The sequence below is a fragment of the Bacillus sp. ISL-78 genome (genome assembly GCF_018613455.1).
GTDB classification, from domain to species: domain Bacteria; phylum Bacillota; class Bacilli; order Bacillales; family DSM-1321; genus Peribacillus; species Peribacillus frigoritolerans.
The window spans coordinates 314,767-327,090 of record NZ_JAGGQC010000013.1; the positions used below are offsets into that span (position 1 = coordinate 314,767).

Here is a 12,324-nt window from a genome sequence, read left to right on the forward strand (position 1 = left end):
TTTGATGTCAGCCTATGTATTTCATATTAAAATATGGATCGGATTTTATGTGTTAGGGACCTTCGATGAATTTCCGTTTCTATGAGGCGGATGAAATCGGTACTCAACTTTAAATTCTGTGCTTTAAAATAGGATTCAAGCAACAGGTCATCAGATAGTTTTTGCATCAGAACGCCACTTAAGGGCTGCTCACCTCCAGTAGGAATTGCGAGGAATAATTTGGTGTTTACTTGCATATATTGATAAGTCTTCCTTGATGTACCCCTACTGTATCAGAAATAAACGTGGAGAACAATCGTTCTGTTATCCACAGATAAAAGTGGATAACCTGTGGTTAAGTTGTTTACAAAGTGAACGAAATGGTGTCCATCAGTATGGAAAATGTTAGTAAAGTTATCCACAGGTTGAATAAATGAAATTTTTGTCGAAATCTTTTATGACTAATTAGTTCTTTGGTTCTGGTCTGCCTGCAAATTTCCCATTATTTAATGAAAAATGCCTTTCCATATCAGAAAACATACATTATGATGTTTCTTTACCGTTAGCCATTCTTTCCTAATTTTTTTTGAAAGTGGGCTGAAAATTCGATATGATGGAAACGGTAAATTTTAATGAAAATATAGAGGTGCCAATATGCTTAAATTATTTTTGCCGAGTGAACATGTTAAAAGCATTTTTAATATAGATCCTCAAGAATTGAAAAAAAGAGGGATTAAGGGCGTCATTACCGATTTGGATAATACTCTCGTTGAATGGGATAGGCCGACTGCCACCCCCGATTTAATCAAATGGTTCGACAATATGCGGGATCATGGGATTTTAGTGACGATTGTGTCCAATAATAATGAAAATCGGGTTCGGGCTTTTTCCGATCCGCTTCACATTCCGTTTATTTTCCAGGCCAGAAAACCGATGGCAAGGGCTTTCCATAAAGCCCGTAAGACAATGGGATTGAAATTAGAAGAAACGGTGGTAATCGGCGATCAGTTATTGACGGATGTATTGGGAGGGAACAGAGGCGGGTTTCATACGATCTTGGTGGTCCCTGTCGCACAAACCGACGAATTCAGAACAAGGATCAATCGTTATTTTGAAAGAAAGATCATGGCGTTTTTTAAACGAAAAGGAATGCTAGAATGGGAGGATCACAATTGAACAATCATCAAGAATTAGTGTGCATCGGCTGCGGTGTGAAGGTCCAGACTGAAGATCCGAAGGAGTTGGGCTTTGCCCCTAAATCGGCTCTGGAAAAAGAGAGCATCGTTTGTCAGCGCTGCTTTAAATTGAAACATTATAACGAAGTTCAGGATGTATCATTAACAGACGATGACTTCTTGAAAATCTTGAATAAAGTAGGCGAAACCGACTCTTTAATCGTCAAAATCGTCGATATTTTTGATTTCAATGGAAGCTGGCTGCCTGGCCTTCATCGATTTGTAGGAAGAAATGATGTTCTTCTGATCGGAAATAAGGTCGATTTATTGCCTAAATCGGTAAAACCGAACAAGTTGATCAATTGGATGAAGCAATCGTCCAAGGAATTGGGTCTTAACCCGATCGATGTCCTGCTTGTCAGTGCGGAAAAGGGAAAGCACATACTTGAAGCTGCTGATGCGATCGAGCGGTATCGCAGAGGCAAAGATGTCTATGTGGTGGGCTGTACGAATGTAGGAAAATCGACTTTCATCAACCGTCTTATAAAAGAAGTGAGCGGTGAAAGTGATATCATCACGACTTCCCACTTCCCTGGGACTACCTTGGATATGATTGAAATTCCTTTGGATGATGAACAGGCATTGATCGATACACCTGGAATCATTAATCACCATCAAATGGCTCACTATGTGGACAAACGGGACTTCAAGGTGATTATGCCGAAAAAGGAAATCAAGCCGAGAGTGTACCAACTGAATGAAGGGCAGACGCTATTTTTTGGAGGGTTGGCCAGGTTGGACTATGTCTCAGGCGGAAGGCGTTCATTGACTTGCTACCTTTCGAACGAATTGAATATTCACCGTACGAAACTGGAAAATGCCGATGAATTGTATAAAAACCATGCCGGGGAATTACTGACTCCCCCAAGGCCGGAACAAATCGAGGAGTTTCCGAAGCTGATTCCACATGAATTTTCCTTGAAAGATGGTAAAATGGATATTGTGTTTTCTGGTCTTGGCTGGGTGACGGTCAATGAGCCAGGGGCGAAAATCGTTGCACATGTTCCAAAGGGCGTCAATGTGATCGTTCGCAAATCATTAATCTAAATATAGGGGTCGTCTAGTCTATGAAAAAGATATATGGGGTAATGGGAGATCCAATTGCACATTCGATGTCACCGGACATTCATAATGATGCATTTGAAAAAGAAAATATAGAAGCGGTTTATCACCATTTTCATGTGACGAAAGAAGGTTTGAACGATGCCGTGAAAGGCATGAAAGCCCTTGGTATAGAAGGGTTTAACATCACGATCCCACATAAGACTTCAATCATCCCTTTCCTTGATGAAGTGGATGAACTGGCCCTGGCAATCGGGGCTGTAAATACGGTTGTTAACAAAAATGGTCGGTTTATAGGGTATAATACAGACGGAAAAGGATTTTTTAAATCTTTATGCGATGAAATATCAGGTGACATCAAGGCTAAAAAAACGTTAGTGATCGGAGCGGGCGGTGCTGCGCGTGCGATTTATTTTACCCTCGTGAAAGAAGGGGTAAAGCAAGTTGATATTGCAAACCGGACAAAGGAAAGAGCGGCCCAGCTTGTTTCTGATTGCCCATATGATAAAGTATCGAAGGCACTCTCGATTATCGAAGCGGAAGAAAGCTTATCACAATATGATTTAATCATCCAAACGACTTCTTCTGGAATGAGTCCTGAACTGGATCATTCGCCGTTAAAGGTCGATCAGCTTAAAACCGGTGCAATTGTCAGTGATATCATCTATAACCCTCTGCAAACCAAGCTGCTGCGTGAAGCTAGGGAAAAAGGGGCGGAAACGCAAAATGGTCTGGGAATGTTCATCAACCAGGCCGCACTTGCATTTGAGATATGGACAGGCATTATGCCGGATACAGCAAGAATGACAGATATTGTCTTGAACAAACTAGGAGGTAACACATGTTAACAGGAAAACAAAAAAGATTTTTACGATCAAAGGCCCATCACCTCAATCCAATTTTTCAAGTTGGTAAAGGCGGAGTCAATGATAATCTCATCAAGCAAATTGGTGAGGCGCTTGAAGTACGTGAATTGATCAAGGTCAGCATCCTGCAAAACTGTGAAGAGGACCGCAATGATGTGGGGCTTACTTTATCAAAAGGTGCACGGGCGGAATTGGTTCAGATTATCGGCAACACAATTGTGCTGTATAAAGAATCAAAAGAAAACAAACAACTTAAATTACCTTAAGGAACCTATCTATGAAAAAAATTGGAATTCTTGGCGGTACATTCAATCCTCCGCATATCGGGCATTTAATTATAGCCAATGAAGTGCTGGATGCCCTTGAGCTAGATGAAATCAGGTTCATGCCAAATCACGTTCCTCCACATAAGGAAAAATCGGAGGAAGTAACCGATATGGACAGGCTGGCCATGTTGGAAAACGCGATAGCCGGAAACCCATCTTTTTATATTGAGGGTATTGAAATAGAAAGAAAAGGCACATCTTATACGTATGACACGATAAAATTGCTTAAAGAGCTTGAGCCAGCCAATGAGTTCTATTTCATCATTGGCGCAGATATGATTGAGTACTTACCGAATTGGCATCGTATCGACGAGCTGGTGCATATGGTCAATTTCGTCGGGGTGAAGCGTCCTGGATATAATGAGAATACCTTATACCCGATCACGATGGTGAAAGTCCCGCAGATGTTCATTTCGTCTTCCATGATACGAAGGAAGTTAAGAACAGGGAAAACCGTGAAATATTTAATAGCAGATCCAGTGGTGAAGTATATTAAAGGGAATGGTTTATATGAATCGTGAGAAAGCATTGGCGCTGGTCAAAGAACAAATCACCGAGCGCAGGTACATTCATACCTTGGGTGTAGTCGAGTCAGCGATTGAACTTGCTGAACGGTATGGTGCCGACGTCAAAAAAGCCGAGCTTGCAGCCATTTTCCATGATTATGCAAAATTTCGACCTAAAGAAGAAATGGAGCAAATAATAATCGCTGAAAAAATGGACCCGGCGTTACTTGAATACAATATGGAGCTATGGCACGCTCCTGTCGGGGCTTATCTGGTGAATAAGGAAGCAGGCATTCAGGACGCTGAAATCTTGGATGCGATTGCCTATCACACGTCTGGCAGGGTTGGCATGAGCCTTTTGGATAAAGTCGTATACCTTGCTGATTATATCGAGCCGGGACGTTCTTTTCCCGGTGTCGACGAAGTAAGGCAGACAGCAAAGCAAAATTTGGATCATGCTGTCATCCAGGCTTTAAGGAATACAGTTGTTTTTTTAATGAAAAGAAATCAGGCGATTTACCCTGACACATTTAAGACATATAATGATTTGATCATGAATTTGAAGGAGAAGATGTAATGACTGAACGTGAACTTCTTGTAATTGCAGCAAAAGCGGCGGATGATAAAAGAGCGGAGGATATCGTGGCATTGAATATGCAAGGTATTTCTCTTGTAGCGGATTACTTTTTGATCTGCCACGGTAATTCTGAAAAACAAGTACAAGCAATAGCTCGTGAAATGAAGAGCAAAGCTGATGAATCAGGAATCAATGTAAAGCGTCTTGAAGGTTTTGACGAGGCGAAATGGGTGCTTGTGGATCTTGGCGATGTAGTGGCCCACATATTCCATAAAGATGAAAGAAACTATTATAACCTTGAACGTCTATGGGGAGATGCACCTTTTGAAGATCTAGAGAGTGAACTGACTTCATGACTTACGAACGCTTTGCCTATGTATACGATGAATTGATGAAGGACGCACCTTATGAAAAATGGCTGATGATCCTTACGGCGAAGCTGGAACAGTATGGAATTGGTGGAAGGAAAGTCCTGGATTTGGCGTGTGGAACCGGGGAAATGACCGTTGAATTGGCGCAGCACGGATTCGAAGTCACCGGCGTGGATTTATCTGATGAAATGCTTCTTGTTGCTAATGAAAAAGCGGTTAAGCTTGGATTATCGATTCCGCTTTTCCAGCAGAATATGGCTGAACTCGAAGGACTTGGCCAATTTGATTGTGTCACGATTTTCTGTGATTCGCTGAACTACCTTCGCGACGAAGAGGATATAGTCAAGACGTTCAGCCGGGTTCATGAGCATTTGAAGGATGGCGGATTATTCATGTTTGATATCCATTCCGTTTATAAAATGGAAGAAATTTTTCGTGATCATACGTTTGCTGTCAATGGTGAAGAAGTATCCTATATATGGGATTGCTTCCCGGGTGAAGAACCTTACAGTGTGGAACATGATTTAAGTTTTTTTGTAAGGCATGATGAAAGCGGCCTTTATGACCGTTTTGATGAGTTGCATTATCAACGGACCTATCGGGTTGAACAATATAAAACGTGGTTGGAGCAAGCAGGTTTCACGGTTTCTGAAATTCTGGCGGATCTTGAAGAAGCACCGCTTGTAACGGAAACCGAAAGAATCTTGTTTGTGGCCAGTAAATGATAAAGAGGTCAAGATCCCCGTTCGTACAAGTACGAGTGGAGGTCTGACCTCTTCTTTTTTATACTTTTTAGAAGGAATTGAGATCTTGATTACGAATATTAATAAGGATGGCCGAACTGTTTTTCAACTTCGTGAAGATCCTCTGCAAACTTTTCATGTGTCGCTTGAAAAAGATGATGGAACATTTCCCCGGTTTCAGCTTCTAAAACCTTGATTCCCTCACCTGTTATTCCACCTTTTACACAAACCTTTTCCTGTAAGGTCGGCAATGTATAAACCCCTTTACCGAGCAATTCCCCTAATCCAACCAGCATATTCTCAGTCAATGTCGTAGCCGTTTCTTTATCAATCTTCGTCGTTTGGCAAGCCGCGTCAATGAAAGCTTGAGCTAAATAGCTGAAGAAGGCAGGGCCGCAGCTGACAATATCGGAAGCTACCCGGGTGATATCATTTTCAATGATGACCGGTGCCGATATGGCGGAGGCCAAATCAAATAAAGCTGACACTTTCTCCTTACTGCAGCTCTCGCTGAAACTCAGTAACGATACGCCTGAACCCACACGGTTCGTTATACTCGGGATAAAACGGGCACAGGGTGCATTCACTGCCGATTCGAGCTGGGAGACGGAAAGCGGGCTTGTGATGGAAATAACCAGCTGATCCCTTTTTATATGCTGTTTGATGCCTTGTAATAGGCTGTTAATTTGCAATGGTTTTACACAGAGAAAGATAAAGTCCGCTTGTTCGACGATTTCGGCTGCGCTTTCCGCAACTTTGATACCCGGGTGTTTCTCTTTCAGCACCAATGCTTTGGAAAGTGTGCGATTTGTAATGATTAGATTTGCCGGATTCAATATTTTTGCCTCCAGCCATGCCTCGATTAAAATGGTACCCATATTTCCGGTTCCGATAACACCGATTTTCTTCAATTCCGATCAACTCCTCTCACTTATGCGATTGATTCTCCTAAAAACACTATGTATTTTTAATCTGTCCTATGACAATGTATCGTGCGAAATCCAATAAGGAGGTAAAGAAATGGAAGGGATTTTAAAAAGGAAAATGACGATGATTACCGTTGCCGCGGCATTTGTGGCAGGGGGCATTTACTTTTTTTCTCAACAAGGGGAGGATCCGGCTGATACGGAAGATATATTTTCCGTTACTGCAAAAGAAGCTGAGATGGAACAAAGTGTAAATGAATCGGCTGCCGAACCTGAGATCATTAAAGTGGATGTTAAAGGAGCGGTCAAGTCCCCGGGCATATTTACTGCACAGGCCGGTGACCGGGTGATTGATTTGATTTCCGCTGCGGGCAGTTTTACGGAAAAGGCCGACACGGATAAAGTGAATTTTGCCCAAATCATCGAAGATCAAATGGTCATTTATGTTCCGGAAATAGGTGAAGAAGACAAAGGGAACTTGGAGAATATACAAGTCGGGACGTCTGGTAATGCCGTCACTAAGGGTACGTCAGGAGGGCTGGTGAACTTGAATACTGCTACACAGGAAGATTTGCAAACCTTGACGGGAATTGGACCATCCAAAGCGAATGCGATCCTGGAATACAGGGAGACGGTAGGGAAATTCAAGGAGATCGATGAATTGAAGCAGGTTACGGGAATCGGTGATAAAACGTTTGAAAGGTTACAGGATTCCATTTCGGTGAAATGAATGATTGAATATGCTACACAAATGGACAGGAAGAGGGTAAAATTGAAGAAAATCATTCAAGAGGTAAGGGGATACAACATGAACAGAATTAGTTGGGATCAATATTTCATGGCACAAAGCCATTTATTAGCTTTAAGAAGCACATGTACACGCCTTACTGTAGGGGCTACCATCGTCAGGGACAACCGAATCATTGCGGGTGGATATAATGGGTCCATTGCGGGAGGGACGCATTGTATTGATGACGGCTGTTATGTAATTGATAATCATTGTGTCAGAACGATACATGCAGAAATGAATGCACTTTTACAATGTGCGAAATTTGGGGTGCCGACTGATGGGGCGGAAATATATGTGACGCATTTTCCGTGTCTTCAGTGCTGTAAATCACTCATCCAAGCTGGCATAAAGGCTGTATATTATGCCGAGGATTACAAAAATCATCCATATGCCCTCGAATTATTCAAACAGGCGGATGTCAAGACCGAGAAGGTTGAAGCAAAAGGGGCCATCGATGTTAATGGAAAACAAAAAAAGGACTTTGTATTCTCATTGCTAGCACAACTTGAACAAAACGGTCTGGGAAAAGAAGATTTATTGGAACTGGAAAAAGAGGCCAATCTGATATTCGAAATTAAATAGGACGGGGGGCAGGCATGGCCAGACATCTTATCTTACTGGCCGTTTCAGCCACATTTGGTGTTATGGCCCATTCTCTTTTAAATGTAAAGCTGCTGATCGTTATCCTTATTTTTCTCTGTTTCCTTTATTTTTCGGTGGGGTTAAGTGTGAAGGCCCTTAGTTTTCATTTGGTGATCATGGGAATATTTTTAGGTGCCGCCTCTTTCTCCGATCACCGAAACAAAACTGCCTATCATGGAACGGAAAGCCAATTTATCATCACATTTACAGACCAACCGAATATAGATGGAAATTCATTAAAAGGATTCATTGGCAGTGAGAAAGGCGAACGACTAATGCTTCGTTATAAAATCACGACCGAATTGGAACAGGAAAAGCTGAGTCGGTTTCTGCGAATCGGTTTATCATGTCCGGCAGAAGGGACATTGCAAATTCCCGAGAAAAACAGGAATGAAAACAGTTTCGATTACCAGCGTTATCTTTTCCGCCAAGGCACCCATTGGATATTGAAAGCGGATTCCATTTCATTTCAAGAATGCAAAGAGGGTGGAAACTCGATCCTGGTTTCGATTCGTAATTTGCGCCTGAAGGGGATTGCATATATTAGAGAACACTTTCCAGAAGAATCAAGCGGTTTTGTCACTGCTCTCATATTCGGTGACCAGAGATATATAGATGAAGGGGACCTTACTAATTATCAGCGGTTGGGTTTGGTTCATTTACTGGCGATTTCCGGTCTTCACGTCAGTTTTTTAACGGGGATGTTATTTTACATCGGCATCAGGGTTGGGATTACACGGGAAAGAATGATGATGGCCATCCTACTCTTCCTTCCGGGTTACATGTTACTTTCAGGAGCCAGTCCATCAGTGTTGAGATCCTGTTCAATGGCTATGCTTTTTTTTCTACTCCTGCTATTCAAGAAGCGGATTTCGGCGGGTGCTGCAATCGGATCGACTTATATGGCACTTTTGTTTTTTCGGCCTAATATGCTCTATGATATAGGTTTTCAGCTTTCATTCGCGGTCACATTCTCCATTATCATGTCTTCAAGCATCTTCTTGCAATACCCGAAGAAATCGATGCAGCTATTCATCCTCAGTTCCATCTGCCAACTGGCTGCCCTTCCGATTTTGCTTTTTCACTTTTTTGAAGTATCTTTCCTTGGCGTGTTTCTGAACGTATTGTATGTTCCGCTTTATTCCATCATATTGCTGCCATTTTCACTGATTTCCCTCCTCATTCATTTATTACTGCCTTCCTTTGGTCAACCTCTCATATCATTATTGAATTTCACCTTCGTACTCTGCAATAAAGCCGCAGATGCAGCATCGGAATTGCCGCTCGCCTCCATTCCGTTTGGAAAGCCGCCTTTCCTCATGATGTTACTACTTGTTATTTCCCTTATAGGGTTATGCCTGACTTGGGAAGTATCCTTTGAAAAAAGTAAAATCTGGTGCGGAATGATAATCGTCCTTTTACTTTTGCAATATAACTTACAAAGGTTCTCACCTTTTGGTGAAGTGCAAATCATCGACGTTGGACAAGGCGACTCCATTTTAATTATCCTGCCTTTCAACCGCGGCAATTATTTGATTGATACGGGCGGTCAAATTACATTTCCAATCGATAAATGGGCGATAAAGAGAAAGAAGTTCAACACGGCGGATGATATCATTATTCCATTATTGAAAAGTAAAGGAATCCACCAATTGGACAAACTGATTTTAACCCATCCGGATGCAGATCATATGGGAAGTGCAAAAGAATTGATAGATAATTTTAAAGTTGCTGAGATCATCATTGGAGGCTGGAGTGAAGAGCAATACTGGGATATGGATCTAATAACCGTGGCGAGGGAGAAAAAAATGAAAATGACCTTCCTGAAAAGGGGGGACCAATGGGTGGCGGGCGGAGCGCGGTTTGCTGTGCTAAGTCCATTTAAGCAAGAAGAAAATAAGAATGATTCATCCATCGTTTTATTCACGGAGCTTGGGGGAGTGTCATGGTTATTGACCGGCGATATGGGAGAGGAAGGGGAAAGGGAACTTATGAGAACATTCCCGCAGTTGCAGGCGGATATCTTGAAGGTCGGTCACCATGGCAGTAAAACTTCTTCTTCCACGCCCTTCCTTGAACAGCTGCAGCCGAAAGCGGCGCTTATTTCAGTTGGAAAAGATAACCGCTACGGGCACCCTCATGGAGACGTAATAGGGAATCTGGAGGGGAATGGCATAAAGGTTTTCAGGACGGACAAGGATGGTTCTATTATTTACAAGTATTACAAAAGCAGTGGAACCTTTCGGAAGACTCTCCCATAGTATATAGAAAATCAAAAAGAAAGAGACTGCAGCAGCAGCCTCCATCAGGAAAAATAAGTGCATGTAATGAATGAAATCAGGATCCGACAGCTTTAATGACGACAGCTATGGTGAACATGGCAGCGAAAAATACAAAAGAACCGATGAATCCTATAGCGGAATCAGCGACGTCATCTGTCTTTGATTGAACATTCTTTTCGAATTCGTTCATTATTTACCCCTCCTATTTCTGCTAATAGTATAAAACATTACCAAAAAAAAATCTACAGGCTTCATTCCTTCATTTCCTTTACTGACAAGAGTTGTCACAAATAGTTTGGGATTTTGAGGTCAAAATAAAAGTACAAACAAAGCAAGCGAAAAGAAAAGCTCATTTGTTCTACATGAATACTCTACCCGCTTTCAAGGGAGATTACCCGGGCCTTTCTTGAAAGTGTTCATATAGATCCGGAACTAGCCCTTTTAAGGGCTAGTTCCCTTTATAGCTTGTCAAATGGTCCATCCACCTATACCATTAGAGAAGAATACATAGTAAAGAGGCGGATTCTATTGGTATTAGACGTTTGGAAAAGTATAAAAAAAGGGCAATTCGCGCCAGTATACTTGTTATATGGGACGGAAGCCTATCTAATTAATGAAACGAAGCAGTTATTGATCGAGAATGTCCTTCACGAAGATGAGATGGATTTTAACTTTTCTCAATTTGATTTAGAAGAGACGTCTGTTGAAACTGCGCTTGAAGATGTCGAAACCCTCCCGTTTATCGGGGAAAGGCGCCTTGTCTTCATGCAAAACCCATTTTTTTTGACAGCTGAAAAAACGAAGTCAAGAGTTGAGCATAATGTGAAAAGACTGGAAGCGTATTTGGCTGACCCGGTTCCATATTCTATTGTCGTATTGACCGCAACTTATGAGAAACTGGATGAACGGAAAAAAATCACCAAGGAACTGAAGCGTAAGGCGGTTCTTGTTGAAGCGAAGAAGCTTGGTGATCATGAGTTAAAAGGGTGGGTGAAGGAGAGGGTCGAAGCTTCTTCAGTCCGAATAGATGAGCAGGCTACGGAGCTTTTACTTGAACTTGCAGGAACGAATCTGATGATGCTGACGAATGAACTGGATAAAATGGTGCTTTATACGGAAGCTGATAAGCACATTACTGTCGAGGTAGTGGAAAAGCTGGTCGCTAAATCCCTTGAACAGAATATCTTCACACTCGTTGATCATGTGTTACAAAGAAAAATGGAGAGTGCCATGACGATACTGCATGATCTTCTCAGGCAGAATGAAGAGCCGATCAAGATCTTGAGTGTCATGGCAGGTCAGGTCAGGCTCATGTATCAAGTGAAGGAGCTTTCCCGTCAGGGCTATAGCCAGCAAAAAATTGCGGGTCAACTGAAGGTGCACCCTTACAGGGTAAAGCTGGCACTTGAAAAGACGGGGGAATTCCAGGAACGCGAGTTGTTGAGCATCATGAACGACTTAGCGGAAGCGGATTATAAAATGAAGACCGGACAAGCAGATAAGGCAATCACGCTTGAGCTGCTGCTTTTAAAAATCAGATGATAAAAAAGGTGGCAGATATCCTGTCACCTTTTTTATGCAAAAAAACGGCACAAAAAAAACGATCCGATTGGATCGTTTAATTTTTTGTCATTATGCGTTAAGAGCGTTAAGTCTTTTCGCTAAACGAGATTTTTTACGGGCTGCCGCATTTTTATGGATTAATCCTTTAGATGCAGCTTTGTCTAATTTCACAGCAGCTGTTAAAAGAGCTTCTTTAGCAGCTTCAACGTTTTCACCAGCTAATGCAACTTCAGCGTTTTTCACTGTAGTACGCATAGTTGATCTAACAGTAATGTTATGAACGCGTTTTTTGTCGTTGATTTTTACACGTTTAATAGCAGATTTAATGTTTGGCATTCCGTTCACCTCCTACAAAGAAATCGAGATTATATGAACTCGACTTTTCAAATCCATATCAAATAGCACAAGTGATATTCTATCAGACTGCTCATAAATATGCAATACTTCAGATTGAGA

At 41.9% G+C, this 12,324-nt stretch carries 16 protein-coding genes; 12 read left to right on the forward strand and 4 right to left on the reverse strand.

Annotated features, from left to right (window positions below; genetic code table 11):
• Nucleotides 1-26 precede the first annotated feature (26 nt).
• A complete protein-coding gene (locus tag J7I96_RS15430; protein WP_034311351.1) occupies nucleotides 27-167 on the reverse strand; it encodes a sporulation histidine kinase inhibitor Sda in 141 nt (46 codons plus the stop codon).
• 466 nt (nucleotides 168-633) lie between these two features.
• On the opposite strand from J7I96_RS15430, the gene J7I96_RS15435 reads away from it, so the two are divergent.
• The 8 genes from J7I96_RS15435 to J7I96_RS15470 are packed head-to-tail and all read left to right on the forward strand — an operon-like array spanning nucleotide 634 to nucleotide 5,647.
• Entirely contained in the window at nucleotides 634-1,155 is a 522-nt protein-coding gene (locus J7I96_RS15435; RefSeq protein ID WP_214773461.1) for a YqeG family HAD IIIA-type phosphatase, read from the forward strand.
• On the forward strand, nucleotides 1,152-2,261 hold the full coding sequence (gene yqeH / locus J7I96_RS15440) for a ribosome biogenesis GTPase YqeH (RefSeq protein ID WP_222619913.1): 1,110 nt from the start codon (nucleotides 1,152-1,154) through the stop codon (nucleotides 2,259-2,261). The genes J7I96_RS15435 and yqeH overlap by 4 nt, the downstream gene beginning before the upstream one ends.
• Nucleotides 2,262-2,281: 20 nt before the next feature.
• On the forward strand, nucleotides 2,282-3,124 hold the full coding sequence (gene aroE, locus J7I96_RS15445; protein WP_214773462.1) for a shikimate dehydrogenase: 843 nt from the start codon (nucleotides 2,282-2,284) through the stop codon (nucleotides 3,122-3,124).
• Nucleotides 3,118-3,408, forward strand: a complete 291-nt coding sequence (yhbY, locus tag J7I96_RS15450) for a ribosome assembly RNA-binding protein YhbY (RefSeq protein ID WP_034308574.1) — start codon at nucleotides 3,118-3,120, stop codon at nucleotides 3,406-3,408. Before aroE ends, yhbY begins: the two co-directional genes overlap by 7 nt.
• Nucleotides 3,409-3,419: 11 nt before the next feature.
• On the forward strand, nucleotides 3,420-3,989 hold the full coding sequence (locus J7I96_RS15455; protein ID WP_034308571.1) for a nicotinate-nucleotide adenylyltransferase: 570 nt from the start codon (nucleotides 3,420-3,422) through the stop codon (nucleotides 3,987-3,989).
• Complete coding sequence (gene yqeK, locus J7I96_RS15460; protein WP_054400178.1) at nucleotides 3,979-4,551, forward strand: bis(5'-nucleosyl)-tetraphosphatase (symmetrical) YqeK; 573 nt, start codon at nucleotides 3,979-3,981, stop codon at nucleotides 4,549-4,551. Before J7I96_RS15455 ends, yqeK begins: the two co-directional genes overlap by 11 nt.
• A complete protein-coding gene (rsfS, locus tag J7I96_RS15465) occupies nucleotides 4,551-4,907 on the forward strand; it encodes a ribosome silencing factor (protein WP_034308569.1) in 357 nt (118 codons plus the stop codon). Before yqeK ends, rsfS begins: the two co-directional genes overlap by 1 nt.
• On the forward strand, nucleotides 4,904-5,647 hold the full coding sequence (locus J7I96_RS15470) for a class I SAM-dependent methyltransferase (protein WP_214773463.1): 744 nt from the start codon (nucleotides 4,904-4,906) through the stop codon (nucleotides 5,645-5,647). The genes rsfS and J7I96_RS15470 overlap by 4 nt, the downstream gene beginning before the upstream one ends.
• A gap of 98 nt (nucleotides 5,648-5,745) precedes the next feature.
• On the opposite strand, the gene comER is transcribed toward J7I96_RS15470, so the two are convergent.
• The gene (gene comER, locus J7I96_RS15475; RefSeq protein ID WP_285289453.1) at nucleotides 5,746-6,576 is read right to left on the reverse strand and encodes a late competence protein ComER; all 831 of its coding nucleotides are present in this window, start codon (nucleotides 6,574-6,576) and stop codon (nucleotides 5,746-5,748) included.
• A 109-nt stretch (nucleotides 6,577-6,685) separates the two neighbouring features.
• Here comER and J7I96_RS15480 point away from each other — a divergent pair, with 109 nt between their 5' ends.
• From J7I96_RS15480 to J7I96_RS15490, 3 genes are all read left to right on the forward strand, one after another.
• Nucleotides 6,686-7,321, forward strand: a complete 636-nt coding sequence (locus tag J7I96_RS15480; RefSeq protein ID WP_214773464.1) for a helix-hairpin-helix domain-containing protein — start codon at nucleotides 6,686-6,688, stop codon at nucleotides 7,319-7,321.
• 78 nt (nucleotides 7,322-7,399) lie between these two features.
• On the forward strand, nucleotides 7,400-7,963 hold the full coding sequence (locus J7I96_RS15485; RefSeq protein ID WP_214773465.1) for a ComE operon protein 2: 564 nt from the start codon (nucleotides 7,400-7,402) through the stop codon (nucleotides 7,961-7,963).
• Nucleotides 7,964-7,977: 14 nt separating this feature from the next.
• On the forward strand, nucleotides 7,978-10,284 hold the full coding sequence (locus tag J7I96_RS15490; RefSeq protein ID WP_214925129.1) for a DNA internalization-related competence protein ComEC/Rec2: 2,307 nt from the start codon (nucleotides 7,978-7,980) through the stop codon (nucleotides 10,282-10,284).
• Nucleotides 10,285-10,360: 76 nt separating this feature from the next.
• Here J7I96_RS15490 and J7I96_RS15495 read toward each other — a convergent pair whose 3' ends face one another.
• Entirely contained in the window at nucleotides 10,361-10,495 is a 135-nt protein-coding gene (locus tag J7I96_RS15495) for a YqzM family protein (protein ID WP_034308559.1), read from the reverse strand.
• A gap of 338 nt (nucleotides 10,496-10,833) precedes the next feature.
• On the opposite strand from J7I96_RS15495, the gene holA reads away from it, so the two are divergent.
• Nucleotides 10,834-11,847 (forward strand): DNA polymerase III subunit delta, encoded by a 1,014-nt coding sequence (gene holA / locus J7I96_RS15500; protein WP_214925131.1) that lies wholly within the window; start codon nucleotides 10,834-10,836, stop codon nucleotides 11,845-11,847.
• Between the two features lie 90 nt (nucleotides 11,848-11,937).
• On the opposite strand, the gene rpsT is transcribed toward holA, so the two are convergent.
• Nucleotides 11,938-12,204, reverse strand: coding sequence for a 30S ribosomal protein S20 (rpsT, locus tag J7I96_RS15505; RefSeq protein WP_034308554.1), 267 nt, complete (start codon nucleotides 12,202-12,204; stop codon nucleotides 11,938-11,940).
• Nucleotides 12,205-12,324: the final 120 nt, after the last annotated feature.

What these genes read in the sequence shown, in the direction of transcription:
- J7I96_RS15490 (WP_214925129.1), top strand. Translation starts at nt 7,978, where the DNA reads ATGGCCAGACATCTTATCTTACTGGCCGTTTCAGCCACATTTGGTGTT.
- J7I96_RS15495 (WP_034308559.1), bottom strand. Translation starts at nt 10,495, where the DNA reads ATGAACGAATTCGAAAAGAATGTTCAATCAAAGACAGATGACGTCGCT.
- J7I96_RS15485 (WP_214773465.1), top strand. Translation starts at nt 7,400, where the DNA reads ATGAACAGAATTAGTTGGGATCAATATTTCATGGCACAAAGCCATTTA.
- rsfS (WP_034308569.1), top strand. Translation starts at nt 4,551, where the DNA reads ATGACTGAACGTGAACTTCTTGTAATTGCAGCAAAAGCGGCGGATGAT.
- J7I96_RS15435 (WP_214773461.1), top strand. Translation starts at nt 634, where the DNA reads ATGCTTAAATTATTTTTGCCGAGTGAACATGTTAAAAGCATTTTTAAT.
- J7I96_RS15480 (WP_214773464.1), top strand. Translation starts at nt 6,686, where the DNA reads ATGGAAGGGATTTTAAAAAGGAAAATGACGATGATTACCGTTGCCGCG.
- yhbY (WP_034308574.1), top strand. Translation starts at nt 3,118, where the DNA reads ATGTTAACAGGAAAACAAAAAAGATTTTTACGATCAAAGGCCCATCAC.
- rpsT (WP_034308554.1), bottom strand. Translation starts at nt 12,204, where the DNA reads ATGCCAAACATTAAATCTGCTATTAAACGTGTAAAAATCAACGACAAA.
- J7I96_RS15470 (WP_214773463.1), top strand. Translation starts at nt 4,904, where the DNA reads ATGACTTACGAACGCTTTGCCTATGTATACGATGAATTGATGAAGGAC.
- J7I96_RS15430 (WP_034311351.1), bottom strand. Translation starts at nt 167, where the DNA reads ATGCAAAAACTATCTGATGACCTGTTGCTTGAATCCTATTTTAAAGCA.
- aroE (WP_214773462.1), top strand. Translation starts at nt 2,282, where the DNA reads ATGAAAAAGATATATGGGGTAATGGGAGATCCAATTGCACATTCGATG.
- yqeK (WP_054400178.1), top strand. Translation starts at nt 3,979, where the DNA reads ATGAATCGTGAGAAAGCATTGGCGCTGGTCAAAGAACAAATCACCGAG.
- J7I96_RS15455 (WP_034308571.1), top strand. Translation starts at nt 3,420, where the DNA reads ATGAAAAAAATTGGAATTCTTGGCGGTACATTCAATCCTCCGCATATC.